25 protein-coding genes are annotated in these 21,067 nt (G+C 59.1%); 9 read left to right on the top strand and 16 right to left on the bottom strand.

All coding sequences use genetic code 11. The features are described from left to right. The first annotated feature begins 758 nt into the window (after positions 1 to 758). The 3 genes from QDY28_RS09240 (at position 759) to QDY28_RS09230 (ending at position 1,541) form a co-directional block, all read left to right on the top strand. Positions 759 to 914, top strand: coding sequence for a DUF3309 domain-containing protein (locus tag QDY28_RS09240; RefSeq protein ID WP_283056396.1), 156 nt, complete (start codon positions 759 to 761; stop codon positions 912 to 914). 44 nt (positions 915 to 958) lie between these two features. Continuing rightward, complete coding sequence (locus tag QDY28_RS09235) at positions 959 to 1,213, top strand: YMGG-like glycine zipper-containing protein (RefSeq protein WP_331381396.1); 255 nt, start codon at positions 959 to 961, stop codon at positions 1,211 to 1,213. Positions 1,214 to 1,385: 172 nt separating this feature from the next. Next, entirely contained in the window at positions 1,386 to 1,541 is a 156-nt protein-coding gene (locus tag QDY28_RS09230) for a hypothetical protein (RefSeq protein WP_331381395.1), read from the top strand. Positions 1,542 to 1,604: 63 nt separating this feature from the next. On the opposite strand, the gene QDY28_RS09225 is transcribed toward QDY28_RS09230, so the two are convergent. After that, a complete protein-coding gene (locus QDY28_RS09225) occupies positions 1,605 to 2,330 on the bottom strand; it encodes a beta-ketoacyl-ACP reductase (RefSeq protein ID WP_331381394.1) in 726 nt (241 codons plus the stop codon). A 127-nt stretch (positions 2,331 to 2,457) separates the two neighbouring features. Continuing rightward, complete coding sequence (locus tag QDY28_RS09220; RefSeq protein WP_331381393.1) at positions 2,458 to 3,639, bottom strand: acetyl-CoA C-acetyltransferase; 1,182 nt, start codon at positions 3,637 to 3,639, stop codon at positions 2,458 to 2,460. A gap of 240 nt (positions 3,640 to 3,879) precedes the next feature. Between QDY28_RS09220 and phaR the strand changes: the two genes are divergently transcribed. Continuing rightward, the gene (phaR, locus tag QDY28_RS09215; protein ID WP_107109823.1) at positions 3,880 to 4,452 is read left to right on the top strand and encodes a polyhydroxyalkanoate synthesis repressor PhaR; all 573 of its coding nucleotides are present in this window, start codon (positions 3,880 to 3,882) and stop codon (positions 4,450 to 4,452) included. Positions 4,453 to 4,637: 185 nt separating this feature from the next. Here the strand turns inward: phaR and QDY28_RS09210 are convergent, their stop codons facing one another. The 5 genes from QDY28_RS09210 to mtgA all read right to left on the bottom strand — a co-directional run bounded on the left by QDY28_RS09210 (position 4,638) and on the right by mtgA (position 7,761). Then, on the bottom strand, positions 4,638 to 5,045 hold the full coding sequence (locus QDY28_RS09210) for a hypothetical protein (RefSeq protein ID WP_331381392.1): 408 nt from the start codon (positions 5,043 to 5,045) through the stop codon (positions 4,638 to 4,640). A gap of 162 nt (positions 5,046 to 5,207) precedes the next feature. Continuing rightward, positions 5,208 to 5,393 carry a 50S ribosomal protein L32 gene (rpmF, locus tag QDY28_RS09205; RefSeq protein ID WP_003543812.1) on the bottom strand — a complete coding sequence of 62 codons (186 nt, stop codon included), beginning with the start codon at positions 5,391 to 5,393 and terminating at the stop codon, positions 5,208 to 5,210. A gap of 179 nt (positions 5,394 to 5,572) precedes the next feature. Further along, complete coding sequence (locus tag QDY28_RS09200) at positions 5,573 to 6,220, bottom strand: glutathione S-transferase family protein (RefSeq protein ID WP_331381391.1); 648 nt, start codon at positions 6,218 to 6,220, stop codon at positions 5,573 to 5,575. 12 nt (positions 6,221 to 6,232) lie between these two features. Beyond that, on the bottom strand, positions 6,233 to 6,955 hold the full coding sequence (locus QDY28_RS09195) for a DUF1868 domain-containing protein (protein WP_331381390.1): 723 nt from the start codon (positions 6,953 to 6,955) through the stop codon (positions 6,233 to 6,235). Positions 6,956 to 7,050: 95 nt separating this feature from the next. Next, complete coding sequence (mtgA, locus tag QDY28_RS09190; protein WP_331381389.1) at positions 7,051 to 7,761, bottom strand: monofunctional biosynthetic peptidoglycan transglycosylase; 711 nt, start codon at positions 7,759 to 7,761, stop codon at positions 7,051 to 7,053. A gap of 218 nt (positions 7,762 to 7,979) precedes the next feature. Here mtgA and QDY28_RS09185 point away from each other — a divergent pair, with 218 nt between their 5' ends. Both QDY28_RS09185 and QDY28_RS09180 read left to right on the top strand, forming a co-directional pair. Next, positions 7,980 to 8,894, top strand: coding sequence for a polyprenyl synthetase family protein (locus QDY28_RS09185; protein WP_331381388.1), 915 nt, complete (start codon positions 7,980 to 7,982; stop codon positions 8,892 to 8,894). A gap of 241 nt (positions 8,895 to 9,135) precedes the next feature. Continuing rightward, on the top strand, positions 9,136 to 10,782 hold the full coding sequence (locus tag QDY28_RS09180; RefSeq protein ID WP_331381387.1) for a GMC oxidoreductase: 1,647 nt from the start codon (positions 9,136 to 9,138) through the stop codon (positions 10,780 to 10,782). Positions 10,783 to 10,899: 117 nt separating this feature from the next. Here QDY28_RS09180 and QDY28_RS09175 read toward each other — a convergent pair whose 3' ends face one another. After that, complete coding sequence (locus QDY28_RS09175) at positions 10,900 to 12,687, bottom strand: M23 family metallopeptidase (RefSeq protein WP_331381386.1); 1,788 nt, start codon at positions 12,685 to 12,687, stop codon at positions 10,900 to 10,902. 132 nt (positions 12,688 to 12,819) lie between these two features. After that, positions 12,820 to 14,175, bottom strand: a complete 1,356-nt coding sequence (locus QDY28_RS09170; protein WP_331381385.1) for an Nramp family divalent metal transporter — start codon at positions 14,173 to 14,175, stop codon at positions 12,820 to 12,822. Positions 14,176 to 14,370: 195 nt separating this feature from the next. Here QDY28_RS09170 and mntR point away from each other — a divergent pair, with 195 nt between their 5' ends. Then, positions 14,371 to 14,826, top strand: a complete 456-nt coding sequence (gene mntR, locus QDY28_RS09165) for a manganese-binding transcriptional regulator MntR (RefSeq protein ID WP_331381384.1) — start codon at positions 14,371 to 14,373, stop codon at positions 14,824 to 14,826. 17 nt (positions 14,827 to 14,843) lie between these two features. Here the strand turns inward: mntR and QDY28_RS09160 are convergent, their stop codons facing one another. Further along, positions 14,844 to 15,593, bottom strand: coding sequence for a tryptophan 2,3-dioxygenase family protein (locus QDY28_RS09160; RefSeq protein ID WP_331381383.1), 750 nt, complete (start codon positions 15,591 to 15,593; stop codon positions 14,844 to 14,846). Between the two features lie 147 nt (positions 15,594 to 15,740). Between QDY28_RS09160 and QDY28_RS09155 the strand changes: the two genes are divergently transcribed. Beyond that, positions 15,741 to 16,217: an Lrp/AsnC family transcriptional regulator gene (locus QDY28_RS09155; protein ID WP_331381382.1), complete on the top strand. Its 477-nt coding sequence runs from the start codon at positions 15,741 to 15,743 to the stop codon at positions 16,215 to 16,217. A 98-nt stretch (positions 16,218 to 16,315) separates the two neighbouring features. Here QDY28_RS09155 and QDY28_RS09150 read toward each other — a convergent pair whose 3' ends face one another. The 5 genes from QDY28_RS09150 to QDY28_RS09130 all read right to left on the bottom strand — a co-directional run bounded on the left by QDY28_RS09150 (position 16,316) and on the right by QDY28_RS09130 (position 19,908). Beyond that, the gene (locus tag QDY28_RS09150) at positions 16,316 to 16,570 is read right to left on the bottom strand and encodes a hypothetical protein (RefSeq protein WP_331381381.1); all 255 of its coding nucleotides are present in this window, start codon (positions 16,568 to 16,570) and stop codon (positions 16,316 to 16,318) included. Positions 16,571 to 16,683: 113 nt separating this feature from the next. Then, positions 16,684 to 17,460: a molybdopterin-dependent oxidoreductase gene (locus QDY28_RS09145; protein ID WP_331381380.1), complete on the bottom strand. Its 777-nt coding sequence runs from the start codon at positions 17,458 to 17,460 to the stop codon at positions 16,684 to 16,686. Beyond that, positions 17,457 to 18,317: a cytochrome b/b6 domain-containing protein gene (locus tag QDY28_RS09140; RefSeq protein ID WP_331381379.1), complete on the bottom strand. Its 861-nt coding sequence runs from the start codon at positions 18,315 to 18,317 to the stop codon at positions 17,457 to 17,459. The genes QDY28_RS09145 and QDY28_RS09140 overlap by 4 nt, the downstream gene beginning before the upstream one ends. Before the next feature lie 176 nt (positions 18,318 to 18,493). Next, entirely contained in the window at positions 18,494 to 19,117 is a 624-nt protein-coding gene (locus tag QDY28_RS09135; RefSeq protein ID WP_331381378.1) for a hypothetical protein, read from the bottom strand. 206 nt (positions 19,118 to 19,323) lie between these two features. After that, positions 19,324 to 19,908 carry a TetR/AcrR family transcriptional regulator gene (locus QDY28_RS09130; RefSeq protein WP_331381377.1) on the bottom strand — a complete coding sequence of 195 codons (585 nt, stop codon included), beginning with the start codon at positions 19,906 to 19,908 and terminating at the stop codon, positions 19,324 to 19,326. 268 nt (positions 19,909 to 20,176) lie between these two features. On the opposite strand from QDY28_RS09130, the gene QDY28_RS09125 reads away from it, so the two are divergent. Continuing rightward, positions 20,177 to 20,329 carry a hypothetical protein gene (locus QDY28_RS09125; RefSeq protein WP_331381376.1) on the top strand — a complete coding sequence of 51 codons (153 nt, stop codon included), beginning with the start codon at positions 20,177 to 20,179 and terminating at the stop codon, positions 20,327 to 20,329. A 10-nt stretch (positions 20,330 to 20,339) separates the two neighbouring features. Here the strand turns inward: QDY28_RS09125 and hutC are convergent, their stop codons facing one another. Next, entirely contained in the window at positions 20,340 to 21,059 is a 720-nt protein-coding gene (gene hutC, locus QDY28_RS09120; protein WP_331381375.1) for a histidine utilization repressor, read from the bottom strand. Positions 21,060 to 21,067: the final 8 nt, after the last annotated feature.

The following is a 21,067-nucleotide window of genomic DNA, read 5'->3' as shown; positions in this document are numbered from 1 at the left end:
TTTCCGAAAGAAAAGCACAGGACTCTGCAGGGTTGAAGCGGCGAATCACATCGAATCGTGGATTGCAATTAACTTTTGAGAGAATCGTAATATAAAAAGCCCATAATTTCGCGTTCTGATTGAATGCGTTAACTTCTCGATCAAAGCCGGAACGAATCGGCGACGAATCGCCTTTTCCTTCGTGTACTCGATTTGTTCACGGCTAGATATAGCGTTTGAACGAATGAGCTCATCCAGATGGAGAATGAGATAAATGAGCCGGTTGGGAGAAAATTGCGCGACATTAACCATTTCGGCGCAGAAGATACTACTTTTCGGTGACAAGACCTAACCCGATCCATCCAAAGAAGTAGATCCCGTCATGGCCAACCGCTGCCGCCGTTAACCAAAGCCCAAATGCAGAACGAATCGCTGACGAATCACGGACACGGCCGCTTTCTCGTTTCGTTCACCGCAAGATATTGTATTTAAAGAAAATTTTAACCATAAGCCGAAGTCCTTTTCAGCTCTTCAGCCGCATGGCGTCCGTGCCTGCGTTAACTTGTTTGCCTCCGCATGCCGGCTCATCTTTATGGGTTTTTATTTCTGAGCCGGAACAATTTTCGAGGAAATAAGTTTCTATCGACAGCGGCATTGATGCGCTTCTCATTCGAAGAAACGGATAAGGACGCATCAGCACTTGTATCTAGCGCATCTTATCCGCTTGCGTGAGGTCGCTCTGGCGGGATGCTCTAGGGCTGGACGCGGAGGATTACGCTATGCTTGGTACAATATTGCTCGTGATTTTGATTCTGTTGCTGATCGGAGCGCTTCCGAACTGGGGTTATAGCCGGGGGTGGGGTTACGGTCCATCGGGCGGTCTCGGGCTGGTTTTTGTCATCGTTCTCATTCTGCTATTGATGGGCCGGATCTGATCCGGCCGATTTGTTGAAGACCTCACACACTAGGGAGCAATGTTATGAAAAAAATCATCGTCGCGCTCGCTCTTGCCGGCGCACTTGCCTCGTGCACGGCAACCGAGAGGGGAACAGCCATTGGCGCCGGAACCGGCGCGATCATAGGCGGCGTCGCCAGCAATAGCTGGGGTGGTGCCGCAATAGGCGCCGTCGCCGGTGGTGCCGTCGGCTACCTCATCGGTCGGTCGCAGGAGCACCCAGGCTATTGCATCTACCGCGACCGTCACGGCCGCCGCTATGAGGCTCGTTGCCGCTAAGCGCTTACACGCGAGGATCGATTTTCCTTCGGCCGATCGTCAACGTTTCGTTGACGATCGGCCATGAAGGTCCCGCTTTCGAAAATTTCGGGCCGATTTTCTTAAGACGAACACTCAAACCCACGCCGGATTCGGGGGGATCGCGTCAACGTTTTTGGAAAGGAACGGCACCATGGCCGAGTTCATCGCAAGCATCGCAGCACTCACTCTTGTCGGCACCACATTTTATGCACTAGGTCATGCCGTACGGATGCGCGACAAGGAAATGCGCCGCGTGGCGCTGGAGGCTGTCGTTTTGGAATTCAAACCTCGGCAACGGCGCCCGTGAGTTCAAGTCAGCAATGACTGCCGGGTAGTCCCCGGCAATCATCCGTCACTTCGTGTCATCAGCTCAGACGAAGAACTGCCCGCCATTGGCGCTGATGGTCGATCCCGTAATAAAGCCGGCATCGTCGCTGGCAAGGAAGACAGCGATGCGGGCGATTTCCTCCGGCTCGCCGAGGCGTCCCACCGGGATCTGCGGAATAATCCGCTCGTTCAGCACCTTTTCCGGCACTGCAAGCACCATCTCCGTACCGATATAACCGGGGCAAATGGCGTTGACGGTGATGTTCTTGGCGGCGCCTTCCTGCGCAAGCGCCTTGGTGAAGCCGAGATCGCCGGCCTTGGCGGCGGAATAATTCGCCTGACCCATCTGGCCCTTCTGACCGTTGATCGAGGAGATGTTGATCACACGACCGAAGCTGCGGTCGCGCATGCCCTGCCAGACATGATGGGTCATGTTGAACAGGCCGGTGAGATTCGTATTGATGACCTCGTGCCACTGCTGCGGCGTCATCTTGTGGAACATGGCGTCTCGGGTGATTCCGGCGTTGTTCACGAGGATATCGATCGGGCCAAGCTCGTCCTGCACCTTGGCGATGCCCGCGCCGCAGGCTTCATAGTCGGACACGTCCCACTTGTGAACGGAAATGCCGGTCTCGTTACGAAAAGCCTGTGCTTTTTCCTCGTTGCCGGCATAGGTTGCTGCAACCTTGTAGCCCGCATTGCGCAGCGCCACCGAAATGGATGCCCCGATGCCGCGCGTACCGCCTGTCACCAACGCCACTCTGCTCATAGTCTACTCCCCTCTGTTGTCGCCAAAGCGGGGATGAGCGATCTCGAATCGTTCATCCGCGCCTGCTGTTTATTTTAGTACGAGCTTACTCACAACCCTCGCATGTGCGGGGATCGAGGAAAGCGCACTAGAGCGCCTCGAAGCACATGGCAACGCCCATGCCGCCGCCGATGCAAAGCGTTGCGAGCCCCTTCTTGGCGCCGCGACGCTTCATCTCGAACAGCAGCGTGTTGAGGATGCGGGCGCCGGACGCACCGATCGGATGGCCGATGGCGATCGCGCCGCCATTGACGTTGACGATCGATGTATCCCAGCCGAGATCCTTGTTGACGGCGCAGGCCTGCGCGGCAAATGCCTCATTGGCCTCGACGAGATCGAGATCGCCGACGGACCATCCCGCCTTTTCCAAGGCCTTGCGCGAGGCCGGGATCGGGCCGGTGCCCATGATCTGCGGGTCGACGCCCGCGGTTGCCCAGGAGACGATGCGTGCAAGCGGCTGGATGCCGCGGCGCGAGGCTTCCGCCTCGGTCATCAGCACGGCGGCCGCTGCGCCGTCATTGAGACCCGAAGCATTGCCGGCCGTCACCGTGCCTTCCTTGTCGAAGGCCGGACGCAGCTTGGTCATGCCGTCCAGCGTCGCACCGTGACGGATATATTCGTCGGCATCGACGCTGACGTCACCGTTGCGGCCTTTGACGATGAAAGGCACGATCTCATCCTTGAAGCGGCCGGCAAGCTGCGCTGCCTCGGCCTTGTTCTGCGAGGAAACGGCGAACTGATCCTGGTCGTCGCGCGAAAGCTGCCACTGGCGGGCAATGTTTTCCGCCGTGATGCCCATGTGATAGCCGTAGAAGGCGTCCGTCAGGCCGTCCTTGATCATCGTGTCGACCATCTTCATGTCGCCCATCTTGGTGCCGCCGCGAAGATGGGCTGCATGCGGGGCCATCGACATGGATTCCTGACCGCCGGCGACGATGATTTTGGCATCGCCGGAAGCGATCTGCTGCATGCCGAGCGCCACGGCGCGCAAACCGGAGCCGCAGAGCTGGTTGACACCCCAGGCGGTCGCCTCCTGCGGGAGGCCGGCTTTCATGGCGGCCTGGCGGGCAGGGTTCTGTCCTTCGCCGGCCTGCAGCACCTGGCCGAGAATCACCTCGTCGACCTCCCGGCCCTCGACACCGGCGCGCTCCAATGCGCCCTTGATCGCGGCCGCGCCGAGCTCATGAGCCGGAATGGTCGCAAAGGCGCCGTTGAAGGAACCGACAGCAGTGCGAGCCGCACTGGCGACGACGATAGATGGATTGCTCATGGGAAGCTCCTCACAGGTTGAAAACATATATAAGCCGAAACTGTCAAAGCTTTGCGCCCGAGTCAAACGCCAAGAATTTTGATCTTGCAGATTTCATGAAGCCGTCATCGCCGGCAAAAAATCCAATCAAAGGAAAGGGCTTGCCGCATCGCACAAAGCGATTGTCACCAAGCTTCTTTTGCGTCTACACTTGGTCGCGGAGGAGTTTCCATACAATCAGACGGGTCCAGGAGACTGATAATGGCAAAGAATGAGGGCCAGATCGTAATCAAGAAATATGCCAATCGCCGCCTATATAATACCGGCACCAGCACATATGTGACGTTGGATGACTTGGCGGAGATGGTAAAAAAGGGAGAGGAATTTATCGTCCAGGATGCAAAAAGCGGCGAGGAAATCACGCATTCGGTGCTGACGCAGATCATTTTCGAACAGGAATCGAAGACCGGAAATACGCTGTTGCCGATTTCGTTCCTGAGGCAACTGATCACCTACTACGGTGACCAGATGCAGATGGTCGTACCGAGCTTTCTCGAACATTCCATGCGCGCCTTCACCGAGCAGCAGACACAGATGCGCGAGCAGATCAATCGCGCCTTTGGTGAAACGCCGCTCGGCAAGAACCTGCAACTGCCGATCCAAATGGTAGAAGAACAGGTTCGCCGCAATACCGAAATGTTCCAGCAGGCCATGCAGATGTTCTCGCCCTTCATGAAGCCGCCGGCGAAAGAAAGCCGCAAGGCAGAGGCAAAGGACATCGACGAGTTGAAAGAGCAGCTACGCGCGATGCAGAACAAGCTGGATAGCTTGTGAGCTGAACTTTTACCCTCGCCCCGTCGGGGAGAGGGTGGCGCTCCTGAGTTTATCGAAGGGGCGCCGGGTGAGGGGGCGCTACTGGCGATCTGTGTTCTCGCGCTTTTACCGCCCTCTAACGGCGCAACACCCTGCAAGCATGCTCCGGTCGAGCTTCTCCCCGCCGGGGAGAAGCCAAACACCCCTCACAACCCGATCGACACATCTCGTCCCGCCGAGCGGATCGAGATCGTGAATCCGCCGATGACGTCGATGAAGGCGATGGTCATCAGGACGAAGAAAGTCTGTGTCGCGGCATCCTTGACCAGCAGGAATTCGACGAGATAGGCGATGAACACCAGCATCGACAGCATGTGGTTGAGCAATGAACCCGAACCATTGCGCGTTGCCTTCAGAATTTCGAAGAACAGCGTAATCAGGGCGATTACGATGAAAAGATCGCCGAGCTGCAGGGTCCATGTCGCGCCCGAGAGCATGGCGAGCGCAAGAATGACATCGTTGAGGGAAGCAATGCCGCCGGCGCCCATCAGACCCAGCATCGCCAGATTGTAGAGCACGAGGGGAACGATCATTAGCGGGAAGGCAACAATCATAGTCAGAAAATCTCTTCGGAATAAAAGTCGCCGCAAGTCTTAGCGCATAGCCTCAAAACTGCGAAGCGGTTTTCGGCGGGGATCCTGCGGCACCAAATGCGCAAACAGAAAAAGGCCGGCGAAACGCCAGCCTTTTGATCTCAGCCCTTAAGGAGCGCTGGATTATGCGCTTTCCTTCGGCGTCAGAACCTGACGGCCGCGATACATGCCGGTCTTCAGATCGATATGATGCGGGCGACGCAGTTCGCCGGAGTTCTTGTCTTCGACATAGGTCGGAGCCTTCAGCGCATCGGCCGAGCGGCGCATACCGCGCTTGGACGGGCTCGTTTTTCTCTTCGGTACAGCCATTCTCGTTACTCCACTTTGCGGACGAAACATATCAGCGGCCAGCCAGGCGGCCGAAACAGACATGGATCAATTTCGGAAATTGGGCGGGCTTATACATGGCTAAAGGGACTTTGACCAGTCCCTTCCCGCATTTTTTGCCCGCACCGTCGGATTCAGCCAGATGAATGCCGAATCAGCGATCAGGCTTCGTCTTCCGGCACGATCCACGGCTCCTCACGCGCCGCTTTTTCCCACTTCTGCCAGGCGGGCAGGGCTTTCATCGCCGCCATATAGTCCAGCGTGTCAGCGGAACCGACGAGATCATAAACTTCAAAGCGGTTGACGATCGGCGCGAACATGGCGTCGGCGCCTGAAAAAGTGCCGAACAGGAAGGGGCCGCCGGATCGGGCGCGCATTTCGCGCCAGATCGTTTCGATACGCGCAACGTCCTCCATGACGCCTTCCGGCAGATCGAGCCGGCTGACAGGACGACGAATGTTCATCGGGCAGGCATTGCGGAGCGCCCGGAAGCCCGCCAGCATTTCCATGGAGATCGAGCGCGCCAGTGCGCGCGCCTGCCGCTCCTTGGGCCAGAGGCCGGCATCTGGGAAAAGCTCGGCCACATATTCGATGATGGCGAGCGATTCCCAGACCTTGAAACCGTCATGGACCAGCATCGGCACCCTGCCTGTCGGCGAAACCTCGCGGATGCGCGGATTGCCGGCCGGAAAATCGAAGGGGATCAGCACTTCTTCGAAAGCGATGCCGCAACCCTCCAATGCGATCCACGGGCGAAACGACCAGGAGGAATAGTTCTTGTTTCCGATATAGAGGGTCAGCTTGTCCATGGTTTTTCCTTTTTACTTTGCGAACTCGAACACCAGAAGTTCCTCGAAATGCTTCATGTCGTTGAAGGCGCAGAAGGCCGGCGGATGCAGCTCGAGAACCGGCACCTCGGCGCGGACTTCTGCAGCAACCTTGTCCAGCATCGCCTGCCAACGCGGCAGCGCCTCATCACTCAGCCGCTCGATCACATAGGAAAAGGTGATGTGGAACGGATAGACATCGTGATCGGGATGGCGGTAGCCGAGAAGATCCGCAAAAGCGTTGCGCCATTGCCGCATCACCTTTCGATCCGTCTCGGTCGCGCCATCCATCAAAAGGCCGCTCGGCCGCGCATGCGTCACCGCCACCTTGAAGGGATCGCGCATCGAAAAGGCCTTCAGGCGCTCGCCCAGGATCTCGGTCATCTCATCGATCGGCGTGTCCAGCGCAATATCCGCAGGCCAAAAGGGCTGCGTGCGGCGGTATTCGATAATACCCTGAAACAGCGTCATGTGCAGGCTGGAAATCGGCGTGAAGGTGAATTGCGAAGCTTCCGGCATTGCCAGAAATTTCTCCCGGGCCGCAACGAGGGCGCGCTGCGTTTCGGAGCCTTCCACCACATGGCATACGATCGTATTGCCCGGCTCATATTGGAAATTGCCCGAAAGATCGAAGCGCGTGCCGAGATGAACGGATGGTTCGGGATGGCGGCTCTTGGAATATTTCAGAAGTTCGGGCGAAAAGGCATCGATGCTCATGGGGCAGGTCCGATTTGGTTGGCAGATCACCCGCCCTTACGTCACGAGCAAGAATGCCAGATGACGGTCAGCCGATCGAACGACAAGTTCTGATATCAGTTATAAAGGCATTTGATGTACTCGCCGGAATTCTTCGCCCGCCGCTGGATCAGCGAGGCGAGCTGGCGCAGCCCGCGCCCCGGCTTGCTTGCCACCCGGTCGATCGGATTGGGCAGCGAGACGGCGAGAAGGGCGGCCTGGCGGGCGTTCAACTTGGAGGCCGGCACCTTGAAATGATGGCGCGCGGCCGCGTCTATGCCATAAATACCCGGCCCCCATTCGGCGATATTCAGATAGATTTCCATCATCCGCCGCTTCGACCAGACGAAGGAGGAGGAAACGGCCAGCGGCAGCTCCAGCGCCTTGCGCACGAAGGAGCGGCTGTTCCAAAGGAAAAGGTTCTTCGAGGTCTGCATCGGGATGGTGCTGCCGCCGCGCGTGGACTCGCCCCGCATCGTCTCCCGCACCAGCATGCGCATCTCGCCCCAGTCGACACCACCGTGAAAACAGAATTGCCCATCCTCGGAGACCATGACCGACTGGACGAGCACCGGCGCTATGTCATCGAAAGAAACCCATCGGCGATCATATCCCTGAAAGGTGACGGCATCGCGCAGCATCAGGGTGGAAATCGGGTGAATGAACGGGAGAACATAAAGCAGAATGAACAAATAGGGCAGCAGCATCAAAGCGACGAGGACGAGAACGATGCGCTGCCAGAGGGGACGGCTCCTGAACCGCGCAAGCCGACCCGGGCGTCGCGGCATTTCTGCTTCCTCATCGCTATCCGTCGATACTTCCAATTGCTGAAGGCCCCCTCCGCTGCTCCGCCCCGGAGCACCCTTCGCGCGAAAAGGAGCGCGCCAGGAATGCTGCAATTGTCATACCGTCTACACAGAGCGATGACCAGAGTGCGACGAGATTCCCATCCCCGCTGTTGACAATTCTCGTTGCCAGCAACCCGCACTCGTGCCAAACAGCGGCCATGGACAGCACCAATTCCTCCTTCGAACATCGCCTTAAGGACAATGCCGGCAAGGTCGAGACCGTCCTGAGCCGGCTTTTCGCAGATACCTGCCTGAACGGCGAAATCATTCGCCCCATACGCCTGCTCGAAGCGATGCGTCATGGCGTGCTAAACGGCGGCAAGCGGCTGAGACCGTTTCTGGTGATGGAGGCTGCAGCACTTCTCGGCGGCAAAGCCGATGCGGCGCTCCGCATCGGCGCGGCGCTCGAATGCGTGCACTGCTATTCGCTGGTGCATGACGATCTGCCGGCCATGGATGACGACGACCTGCGCCGCGGCCAACCGACCGTGCATGTCGCCTTCGACTATGCGACGGCGATCCTGGCCGGTGACAGCCTGCTGACCTACGCCTTCGACATCATCGCCGCACCGGAGACCGATCTGCCGGCGGACCGAAAGATCGAACTCGTGCTGGCGCTGTCGCGCGCGGCCGGCATCGGCGGCATGGCGGGCGGCCAGGCGCTCGATCTTGCTGCCGAAAAAGAGGCTCCCGACGAGCGCGGCATCACCATGCTGCAGGCGATGAAGACCGGGGCACTGATCCGCTTTGCCTGCGAGGCCGGCGCTATCATCGCCGGCGCCTCGGCCGAGGACCGCCAGCGGCTGCGTATCTTCGGCGAAAAGATTGGCCTTGCCTTCCAGCTTGCCGACGATCTCCTCGACCTCACCGCCGACGCCGCAACCATGGGCAAGGCTACCGGCAAGGACGCCGCGCGGGGCAAGGGAACATTGCTCGCGCTGCATGGCCAGGCATGGGCCGAAAGCACGCTTGCCCGTCTGGTGACGGAAGCTGCCGAACTACTGTCTCCCTATGGAGAGAAGGCGTCTTTGCTGATCGAGACGGCACGCTTCGTGGCAAGCCGCAGGAACTGAATTCTTTCTGAGCGCAATGGTTGCTTAGATCCTCGTGTGCCTGCGAAGGTGCGACTGCTCGGGGCATCCGACCAAATTCACATTCCCTTAAATTCCAACCTGGCATCCGAGCCGATGCCATCGCTTGCGCTGGCGGGCCGCAGGCCTGGCGATACCCAATATTCATGCTAAATTAGAAAATCATGTTTTAATCGATTGCGGACGCGCTATGTCCTCCCGCCTCGCGTGAATGGGAGCGAGCATGATTTTCGAAGAAGCCACACAACCGGCTTGCGATAGCTATGATGTTTGCATCATTGGATCCGGTCCGGTCGGTCTGGCACTTGCATCGGAACTGCGAAAAACCAAGCTTAGAATCTTGATTGCGGAATCGGGCGGCCGACGGCCCTCGCCAGCCGCTCAACAGCTCGCTCAAGCGCATATCGTCGATTCCAACTTGCACGACGACGTGAGGATTTGCGTCTCGCGCCAACTTGGCGGCACGTCCAATCTTTGGAGCGGCCGATGCGTACCATACGATCCGGTGGATTTCGTTGATCGCTTCGACGACGGCCAGTGGCCGATAGGCTATGCCGACATAGCGCCTTACTTCGATGTGGCCGCGCAGTATGCAGACTGCGGCCCTTCCACCTTCCAAAATCCAGATTCTCGCCTCGACTGCGGAAACGGCCAATTCGACCTCAGCAGGCGCGAACGTTACAGCCGCAACAAGAAACTCATCCAATCGGTGTTCACCGACACCCTCCACGACGATCAACTTGATATTCACCTTAAGCTGACGGTTTCCGATCTGGTGATCTCCGAGGACGGAAACGTTGAAAAAGTAATCGCCCGTCGACCCGACGGCGCGGAGATCATGATCTCCTCCAAGGTGACGGTTCTTGCTATGGGCGGTCTGGAGACCACACGACTGCTCCTGGCGCTCCAACGACGCAAACCCGCTTTGTTCGGCGGCGCCGAAGGCGCTCTCGGCCGCTATTATATGAGCCACATCGTTGGCCAAGCCAGTCAGATCTATTTCCGCGATCCCGGGATCGAGGCCGCGTTCAATTTCGAGTTGGACGAACACCGATCCTACGTTCGCCGAAGGATAATACCTGCCGACGACCAGATTCTTCAGCACAAGCTGCCAAATGTGGCTTTCTGGCCAGTGGTATCGCAGGTGTCGGATCCCACTCATGGGAGCGCGCTGCTATCGCTGGCCTATCTCGCGGTCAAATTCCCGCCGCTCGGCAGGAGGCTGACATCCGAAGTCATACGAAGGCATCACGCGATGCACCGGGTCAGCAACGCGGATCATGTCAAGAATATAGTCAGAAGCCCATTGGAGATACTCTCATTCCTTCCGTCATTTCTGTATTGGCGGTACCTCGCGACGGTTCGCCGGCCGGGCTTCTACGCCAAAAATCGTCATCGCCTCTATGGGCTCTATTTTCATTCCGAGCACTTTCCGGATCGGGACAGCCATGTTCGGCTGGGAAATCAGCAAGACGCACTCGGTCTGCCCCGCCTCGAAATCGATATCAAATTCTCGAAGGAGAACGCCGACGCGCTAGCGCGTGCTCATTACCTTCTTAACGAGTGGCTTCGAGAGACCGGCTGCGCCGAATTGCGGTTTCGCGAACCAACCGGCGAGCTATCGGGAGCGATGCTGACCATGGCTCGCCACGGTACCCATCAGATTGGGACGACGCGAATGGGTGTCAGCCGGCAAAAAGCCGTCGTCGACCGGAACCTCAAAGTTTTCGATCTGAAGAATCTCTACGTCGCCAGCAGCTCGGTTTTCCCGACCTCGAGCCAGGCAAACCCTACCCTTACGACCATAGCCTTCGCCGCAAGATTGGCTCAGCATCTGATCGAGTATGTGTTCCAGCCAGCGATGCGTTGAGATTTAAATCAGCGGTGTAGCGATCCCATCGAGGGGTTCGCCGATGATCCGCAGCAAAGCGCCGCTGCAATCGGCGTATTAGGGTCTGCCGAAGTGACCCGGTCCGGGGCCTGGGCCTCACTCTGGTCCCTGATCGAAAGCTGAGAAGGGGCGGGCTTCGTTGGGCGGCGGCACGTCGAGATAGGTCATGATATTGTCGACGTGGCTGACCTGCGAGCGCAGGCTGTCCAGCGACTTGCCGGTGAGATTGGTGCCGGCTGGTAATTGGGCGGTCAGCGGGTTTTCGTAGCGGCCGTTGACGCGCAGTTCGTAATAGAGATGCGGACCGGTGGAATAGCCGGTGGAGCCGACATAGGCAATGACCTGGCCCTGGGTGACACGCTCGCCGACATGCAGGTCCGACGGCGTCGAGGCAATATGGGCATAGGTGGTCTCGTAGCCGCCATCGTGGCGAATGCGGACATATTTGCCGTAGCCTGTTTCCCAGGAAATCTTTTCGACGGTGCCGTCGCCGGCCGCCATGATCGGGCTGCCCATCGGGGCGCGGAAATCGACGCCATTGTGGAATTTCCGGACGCCGAGGATCGGATGGATGCGCCAGGCAAATCCGTCGCCGAGCGTGCCGTTCGGCACTGGACGGTGAGTCAGCACCTTGGCGACGGAGTGACCGCCCTCATCGTAGAATTCCGAGGGGCCTTCGCCACCCTCTTTGTGCAGATAGAAGCGGTGCGTGTCGCCATCGGTATGGAACTCGATGAACATCAGTTCGCTTTTGCCATTGTCCGCCTTGCGGAACAGCAGATCGACACTGTCGGGCGCGTCGTCGCCCCCCGTCAGGGAAATGCCATTTGCCTTGGCGAGCTTCATAAGCTGGTCGGCGCATTCCGCCGAAAGCCCCGCCTTCTGCAGTTTGGCTCGGATCGTCGAGCGATCGTCGCTGTCGATGCCCTTGAGGTCGACGGCGGCCACGTCCGAGGAGGAGGGCGCTTCAGCCTGGCTCTCGCTATAGAGCGTGGAAAACAGCCGGTCGTCGGTGAGGGGCACGAAGCCGTCGGCATCGTCGCGTGCGACGACGCGCTCGGGCGTTTTCTCACCGCTGAGGCGGGCCATGATCAGTTTCGGCGCCGCGTCGGCGGTCTTTTTCTCTAGCAGCAGTTCCAGGCTATCGCCGGGCGAAACCGTATCCGTTTCCAAGGCGCGCTGCAGCTCGTCGCCAGCGTCTTCACCGAGACCGGCGGAGGCAAGGATATCCTGCAGCTCCTGCCGATCCTTCGGCATGGAAACCAACCTTTTGAACTCGCGGCCGGCCTCGCCTGTGGTCGCCTTCGACACACTGACATTCAACGGCACGCCGCGGACCGGGAAGCGGGAGCGCCGGACCGCGTCGTAACGATTGGCATGCGGATAGATGCCCGGGCGGATATCTGCAAGCGCCGGCGCCGAGAAGAGAGCAGGCTCGGCTTGGGCATCGTCGCCATAGGCCGCATTGATGGCCGTGGCATCGTCGTCGGAAGGCTCGGCAGCCTCGGCTTTGAAGACCAGCGTCGTGCGGTGATAGGTGAAGATGCGGGTTTCGCCGCTCGAGGTCTTTTCCGCCACCTGCGCAAAGCGGGCGCCGTCGAAACGCTGTTTCGCGGCGATCCGGTCGCTCTTGGGCAACGCCGGCTGTGACCGGATGAGCTGGGCTATGCGGACCGGCACGGCCTGCTCGATCGTGTGGCGGGCAAGCAGCGGGTAAAGAACGGTGGCGAGAAGGCCGAAGGAGGCGGTGCCGGCAAGGCCGATGGCGATCAGGTGGCGAAGATGAGCAGAACGGGGCAGAAAAGGAACGTGAAATTCATGATGCGGCCGCGCCTGAATTGCAGCTTCTGCAGGAAATTGGACGCGCAATGGACTTTCGACCATGAATTGAGGAACCCTGCAGACTGCGGTGGGCCCAAACTAGGGCAAATCATGTCAAAATCTGGGCAAATATTACGGATCGGTTAATTACCGTGATCTTCAGCGCGTGCAGATTCTCGCATCACGGGTGATTCGTCAACCGAAGATGGTGTCGTAAAGCAGCTTGAAATTCAGCGCCAGAATGACGCCCGCGACTAACCAGGAAAGGAGGGCAACACTTCTCGGAACGGTGAATCTGCCCATTTTTCCGCGATCTGTGACGAATTGGACGAGTGGGATGACGGCAAAGGGCAGTTGCATGGACAGGATGACCTGGCTCAGAACGAGCAGATCCGCAGTGCCTTTTTCACCATAAAATGCAGTAACAAAAACAACTGGAATAATTGCGAGGCCGCGTGTCAGAAGTCGTCTTGCCCAGTGCGGAATGCGCAGGCGAAGAAAACCTTCCATGACGATCTGGCCGGCGAGCGTCGCAGTTACGGTGGAATTGAGGCCGGAGGCAAGAAGCGCCACGGCAAAGAGCGTCGAGGCGATCCCAAGGCCAAGCAGCGGCGACAGCAACTCGAAGGCCTGGCCGATTTCGGCGACATCGGAATGCCCGCTATTGTGGAAAGCGACGGCTGCCACAATCAGGATGGAAGCGTTGACGAAAAGTGCCAGCATTAAGGCAATCGTGCTGTCGGTCGTCGCCCATTTGATCGCATCGCGGCGGCCCTCGTCGGTGCGCTTATAGGCACGGGTCTGCACGATCGAGGAATGCAGGTAGAGATTATGCGGCATGACGGTCGCGCCGATGATGCCCATGGCGATGTAGAGCATCTCGTGATTGGTGACGATCTCGGGCGAGGGGATGAAACCATTGAGGATAGCGGCAACCGGAGGAGCGGCGGCGGCGATCTGGATGGCGAAACAGGTGGCGATGACGACGAGGAGTGCTATGACGAAGGCCTCCAGGAAGCGAAAGCCCTTGTTCATCAGGAGCAGCAGCAGGAAGGCGTCGAGCGCGGTGATCAGCGCGCCGCCGATCAACGGGATGCCGAAGAGCAATTGCAGTGCGATCGCCGTGCCGATGACCTCAGCGAGATCGCAGGCGATGATGGCGAGTTCGCAGGCAAACCACAGGGCCAGATTGACCGGCCTCGAATAATGGTCGCGGCAGGCCTGCGCCAGATCGCGGCCGGTGACGATGCCGAGCCGGGCCGCAAGGGCTTGCAGCAGGATCGCCATCAGATTGGATAGCATGATGACGGCAAGCAGCGTATAGCCGAATTGCGCACCGCCGGCGAGATCGGTCGCCCAGTTGCCGGGGTCCATATAGCCGACGGAGACCATATAGCCCGGCCCGAGGAAGGCAATCAGCCGTCGCACCCATGTGCCGGTGTGCGGAACGTGAACCGTGGCATTGACCTCCGGAAGGCTCGGCCGCGCATCTTCATTCGAGCGGGCAAATTTCCATGCTCGCGGCGCGGCTGCTTCCTGAATCTGCGTCATGCGGGGCTCCGGCATCGTCTACGACATGACTAAATAAATATGCCCGATATCAACATTATGCAATAGGCTATATTTTATAGTTTCGGCGTTGTGGCGCGGTAACGCCGCCGCAAAAATCATCATCCGCTTTCAAGATTGAAGCCGGTGCTATAAAGATAAAAGTAAGTTTGTCCGTAGCTCCGGGAGCCGAAGGAATTGCCGAAGATAAAACCGCCGATCCATCGGGACGAGCCGCTGCCGGATGCCGAAACCCATTCGGAGGGTTTCCGACATACGCGGGAGGCCAGCCGCGGTGCTCTGGTGGAAGATTATGTCGAGTTGATCGCCGATCTCATCGATGATGGCAACGAGGCGCGGCAGGTGGATATCGCGGCAAGGCTCGGCGTGTCGCAGCCGACGGTCGCCAAGATGCTGGCACGGCTCTGCGAAGATGGGCTGGTATCGCGGCGGCCCTATCGCGGTGTTTTCCTGACGGAGGCGGGCAGCAAGATCGCCCAGGATATCCGTGCCCGCCATCAGACCGTCGAGGCGTTCCTACGGTGGCTCGGCGTCAGCGCCGAGACGGCACGGATCGATGCCGAGGGCATGGAACACCATGTCAGTGCCGAAACGCTGAAAGCCTTCCGTCGCACCATGCAGCGCGACGGATGATCGGAGGCTGGCGAAACCTATTCCGCGGCGTCGTGCTTGGAAATGGAATCGCGCACCACGCCGTATTGGCTGCCCCAGCGATCGGTCATCTCGGCGCGAATATCCCAGAGATCGGGGAAGAAGCGATGGCGGGTACCGGCCTGCAGCAACTCGACCGGGCGGCCCTTGAGGGATTTCGAGCCGAGCCCGATCGAGCGCTGGATCAGGTAGATGTGATTGGCGCGGAATTTTTGAAAGAGCTCGTCGAATTCCACCAGCGCTTCAGCGACGACGTAGCTGTCGCCATGATCGTATTTGCCGTCATAGAGGTCCTCGACCGTCAATCCCGCTGCGTCGAGATAGTGGGCCTTGAAGGCCCGCCAGAGATCCGGCGGCAGGCGCAACAGGAACTTGAAACCGGGCGATTCCTGGCCGCTGCCATTGCCGAGCTGCAAGCGGATCTGCTGATATTCCTTGGGCGACATGGTTTCGAGCAGATCGAGCTGCGCCGTCATCAACCGCATCAGCCGATGCACGCGGCCCATCAGCGTCACCACCCGATGGGTATTCTTTTCCTCGATGAAGGCAATGACGTCGACAAGCGTGTAGGCGATGAGTTTCATCCAGAGCTCTTCCACCTGATGGACGATCTGGAACTGCAGCTCGTCGCCGTTGACCATCGCGCTTAACGGCTTCTGGCAGGCGAGCAGCTTGTCGCATTGCAGATAAACGCCATAGTCGCGCATGTCTGGCGCCTCGATGTGCGCGTAGTATTCTTCCTTCTGCATCTTCGTTCCCATTTTCCTGGCCTTTGCCACTGGCATATTCCCCTTTTGGAAGGATACGAAAATTTCGCTTGAACATTGTTCCTCATTGTCATTCAAAATCGGCGATTGGGAGTACGATCGGGGGCGATAAGCGCAACGGAGAGAACGATGGACTTGGACGCACTTGACCACAAGATCGTCGCAGCTCTGGAAGCCGACGCCCGCATCTCCTTTGCCGCGCTTGCCGAACAGGTGGGTCTGAGCAAGACGCCGTGCTGGAAGCGGGTGAAGGCGCTGGAAGAGGCCGGTGTGATCCGCGGTTACCGGACGCTCCTCGATCCGGCACAGCTCGGCTTCGGTCTGGAGGCCTTCGTGCAAGTGTCGATCGACGTCGAGCGCTTCGATGCCTTCGAAGCCGCCGTGCGCCACCATCCGCTGATCTGGCGCTGTCATGCGACAACGGGAGAGGCCGACTATCTCCTGCACATATTGGCCGCCGACATGGCTGCCCTCGACCGGTTGCTGCGCCAGGAGTTGAACCGGCTGCCCGGCGTGCGGCATACGGTGACATCCATGTCGACGCGCGAAATCAAATCGCACATCTCGTTTGCCGACGCGGCGCGGCATATCAGGGGTAGCCGTTAGGGTGAGTTGTGCGAGAGGTCGAAACAGCCGCTCCCGACAAACTCAAGGCCCGGATGCCCGGGCCTCATACTCCAAATCCACCAAGCGGCGGCGAGCCATTACATCTTGCTCATGCCCTTCTCGGCATTTTCCATGTGGGTCACACAGTTTTTCATCTTGTGCGCCTTCATGGCATCTTTGGCCATAGCCACTTGTTTGGTGGCGGCTGTCTTTTTCGTCTGGTCGGTCATTGCATCCACTTTGGTCTGCAAGGCCGAAATGGAAGCATCGTCACATTTCGCCATAGATGCAGCATAGGCAGGCGCAATGCCCGCTGCCGCAAACACGGCCGCGATCAAAATCGATCTCAGCATGTGCATTTCCTCCGAAAGGGCATAATTGCCCTTTTAACAAACGCATCCCCGCGCATGCGTGTTCCGCTTCCGAACAGCCTGCGACAAATTGGACCATGCTGAAGGATGCCCTCTCAGATTCCGGCGTACCATTCATACCCCCGATCCTCCCAGAAGCCGCCTTTGCCGCCCCAGAGATCGTCGAACTTGTCGCGGATTTCGATGCGCATCACGTATTTGGCATGCTTGTAGCCGAGATGGCGCTCGACGCGCAGACGCAGCGGCGCGCCATGGGCGACTTCAAGATCCCTGCCGTTCATCGAATAGGCGAGGATCGTCTGGGGATGGAAGGCGTCGATCAGGTCGATGCTTTCGTAATAACGGCCGCTACCGTCAAGCGTCTGCTCCAACTCGTCGGCGCAATAAAACACCGCATAGCGCGCGCCCGGCTTCAGCCCGGCGCTCTGCAGAATGAGGCCGAGCGGCACGCCGGTCCATTTGCCGATGGCGCTCCAGCCTTCCACACAGTCATGCCGGGTAATCTGCGTGCGCGATGGCAGCTTCTTGAGGTCGGCAAGCGAATATTCCATCGGCTGGTTGACCATGCCGTCGACTTTCAGCTTCCAGGTGGAGAAACCGTTTTCCACCATAGCGGCATAGTCCTCTGTGCCGGGATTATCGGTGCCGTTCGGGCGGAAGGTCGGCGAGATGTCCTTGTCGGTATATTCGCGGGCAAGCGCCTGCGGTGAAACGAGCAGGCGTTGCGTGCCCATGGTCAGGCCTTCGGCCAGCGCCAGAACTTTCTGGACGTTCTGGTTCCCGGTAACGTCGTCACAGCCGGTAAGGCCGATGGCGCCGAGGCTGGCGGCAGAGCCGATAAGGAAGCGGCGACGGGTGAAAATCTTGCTCATGCCTCGTCCTCTCGTTCCGTACGGATGGCATAGCGGCCGGTCACCATGGAGCGTATGTTGTTCCAGAGGCCGGATAGGATGACCATCGCCACATGGACGAGGACGAAGAGCACGATCGTCCAGGCAGTGATGAAATGAATGCCGCGCGCCGTCTGCCGGCCGCCGAAGATATCGAGCAGGAACGGATAGCCGGCATCGATGCCGGGCGACATGGTGAGGCCGGTCGCCAGCATCAGCGGCAGCAGGATGAAGATGACGATCAGATAAGTAAGCTTCTGCAATGCATTGTAGCGTTTTGCCTTCTCGCCTTTCGGAAAGCGCAGGCGGGCGTGCTCGACAATTTCATGCCAGAGATTGCGCGGCGAGACCTCGGCACCCGAGGGGGTCAGATCGTGGCGAAAATGGCCGGCAATGAAGCCATAGAGCAGATAAATCAGACCGTTGAAGACGAAGAGCCAGGCGAAGAAGAAGTGCCAGCGCCGGCCGTCGGCCAGATCCTGATAACTCGGGATCGTCGCCCAGGCGGGAAAGGCGCGTTCGGTCCATTGACCGTCCTCTTTCGACGCGCCGAGAACGCCGGTTGTCGGGATCGTCAGGTTGCCGATGCGCAGGGTGCCGTAGGGCTGGTTGTCGCCGTCCGTGGCGGATATCTGCAGCCAGGATGGATCGGCATTGGCGCCGTACTGGCCCCAATAAAGGGCGGGATGGGCGTTGAAAATTTGCATGCCGCTCATCAGCAGCAGTGAAAGACAGAGCACATTCAGCCAGTGCGTCAGGCGGGTGACGATCGAATGCCGGCGAATGTAGATTGTCCGAGGGCGCGCAGGCGGTGCGCCGGTCGCATCGATGTCGGCCATGGCTAGGCTCCTCTCGAAATTTTCAACGAACCCTTTGGAAAGCCCGGCTGTATGGTACCACAAATCGGCCGGGAAAGTGGCGGCGCTCCATCACCAGGTCTGACTATGGAGCGCCGCATGGCAGGCTCTCGGCGGGCGGATGCCGATTGGCCTGCAAGCTTCCCTTGGCCGGGAGATCACATCGGCGGAACGGTGCCGTTAACGCCGACGGCAACGCGATCGCTGGAAACCATGCCGTCGCCTGTGGTTTCGCCGGTAATGAAGACACCGGCGCCGGCCTTCAGATCATCCTTGGTGGCCGAGGTGAGGGTCACGACCGGAGTGCCCTCCGGAATGTTGATCTTCTTCTCGCCGCCCTTATAGGTCAGGGTCAGCGTCGGGCCGTTCACCGACTTCACGGCATTGGCCACGGTGGCGTTTGTCATGGAACTGTTCGGCTTCGAATCCCAGGGCCTGTCGCCTTCGCCGGTGCCCTTCATCGAGGCGGGGAAGATCACGACTTCGATGGCGCCGGCAACGCCGCTCTTCGTCGGCTCGTTGGCAATGCCGACGAAATCGCCGGGTTTGATATCGGCAGCCGAAGCCTTGGTTACGCCGGTGACGCCCCAGCCGGATTTCAGCATCACGGTGATGTCCTTGCCATCGCGGGACTTGACCTTGAGAGTATCGCCATCGAGGCTTTCGATCGTGCCCCGCACGCGGACGCGCTCGGCCGCATTGGCGTCCTGCAGCGCGGCGAGCGTTACGACGGCGCCGGCGGCCAGTGCAAATATGCTCTTCGTCAGAAGCTTGCGATCCATGAATAGTCTCCTTGAGGTACCTACTAATCGGTAGGCTTTTGGACAGGCGGCCGGGACCGCCAACAGAATTCTTTGCATGAGAGGAGCGAAAAGATCGTCATCCCGTGCTGCAACGAGGCGATCCTATCTACCACTCGGTAGCTTCGCCAATCAAACAAGCGTGAGAGGTGCGTTATCCGTTAATAATCACCAAAACCATAATGATTTCAATGAAAAACGGTCAGTCGATCGAACAGCGGCTCGACAATGGTGGTAAAGACTGCCGGGTCGCCATAGGCTCGCGCCGAAAGCATGGCGCCATGCACCGTCGCCATGAAGGATAGCGCTTCCTCGGTTGCCGGGCGGGGCAATATGAGATGGCGTTCGGCCGCGCCTTTTTCCATGACGGCGGCAAGCCATCCCGAAAGGTCGCGGAAATGGCCCCGCACCTCGGCCGCCACCTCGGCCGGCAGCACCGGCAGTTCGGCGGCAAGCATGGCGCAGATGCAGAAGGGGGCAGTATCGTCTCTGATGCATGCTTCCCAGAAGCCCGTGTAGGCTCGAAGGCGCGCGACGGGATCGGCAATATTGGCGTCGGCCTTGGCGAGACCCTGCCGCGCCTCCTCCCGATAGCGTGCCACGACGATCCTGACGAGATCCGCCTTGGTCGGAAAATGGTGATGTATGCTGGCTTTGCGAATGCCGACCTCTGCCGAAATATCGGCGAAGCTGAAGCTGTTGTAACCGCCCGCGATAATCAGGCCGCGTGCAGATTGCACGATCTCGTCGGCTTTTGTCGAAATATTGCTCATGCGTTTTGCCTACCTATCGGTAGGGTGTCTGTCAAGTCTAGGCATCGGACAGAGGAAATGCGCATCCGAGGTCTCGCGACAGCCGGCACTGCGTCGGCAAGCCGGAGTGGTTTTCGACTGTCGGTTCGTCGCCAAGAATCCGGGGAAATCGGGAAATGAGGTTGAAACTTTGTGGCTGGGCGCAATGTCTGAGCGCAAAAAGCTGATTGCCTCAAAATCCCCTTCCTGTAACGTTATGGTGTCAAACACGGAAGATTGGAGAACCGAAATGATCGCCATTCGTCCATTTTTGATCGGCATTATCCTCGTCCTGGCGCTGGTACTGATTGCGCTCAGCATCTTGCTGGTCAATCCCGTGAAGCCCGTCCACCAGTCCGATAACCTTATCCCGATGCAGACCGAGCCCGTGCAGCGCCAGTAACGGGAAGGTTTCAGCTCGACGGCGTGAAACGCGCCACCAATGTATGACGATCGCCGGGATAGGTGAGGCGGACGTGGGTGATCGGCCCGAGGCCGCTCCAGGTGCGTCGTTCAATGACGAGGCAGGCGGTGCCCTTGGCGATGTCCAGGCTTGCGGCGGCCTCACCTTCGGCGGCGATGGCGCGGATCTGGTGTTCGGCCGTGCTCCACGGCACCTGATTGATGAGCCACGGTCCGGGTGGCAATTCGTCGAAATTGACCTGGGCCGCCTCCGGTACGGCGTCGAGATTGATAACACGGTCTTCCAGGCAGAAAGGCCGGCGGCCGGCATAATGAATGCAGGTGATGTCCAGCACCGAGACCGCGCCGGCAAATTGCAGGCGCCGCGCGTCGTCGGGGCGACCCTTGCGCTTAGCGCGCTTCACGATCTTGTGGGAGTAGGGCAGGTTCAGCGACAGGATTTCCGACTTGATGTCGTGGATTTCCAACACCGCCGATTGCGCCTGCGGCTGCGTGACGAAACTTCCCGAACGCTTGCGCCGCTCGATCAGCCCGGCCCGGGCAAGCTGCGTCAGCACCTTGTTCACCGTCATGCGCGAACAGTCATATTGTTCCGCCAGGGCAAGCTCGAAGGGTATCCGATGGCCGGGGGGCCAATCGCCGGAAACGATCCGGCTCTCGATATCGCTCAGGATACGCTGATGCAGGGTCGCTTCTTTAGCTGTCGTCATGCCGCCGA

Origin of the sequence: Rhizobium sp. BR 362 (assembly GCF_036528765.1) — a bacterium.
In the GTDB taxonomy this organism is placed as follows: domain Bacteria; phylum Pseudomonadota; class Alphaproteobacteria; order Rhizobiales; family Rhizobiaceae; genus Rhizobium.
The sequence above is the reverse complement of the archived record's forward strand: the minus strand, read 5'-3'. Positions and strand labels throughout refer to the sequence as shown.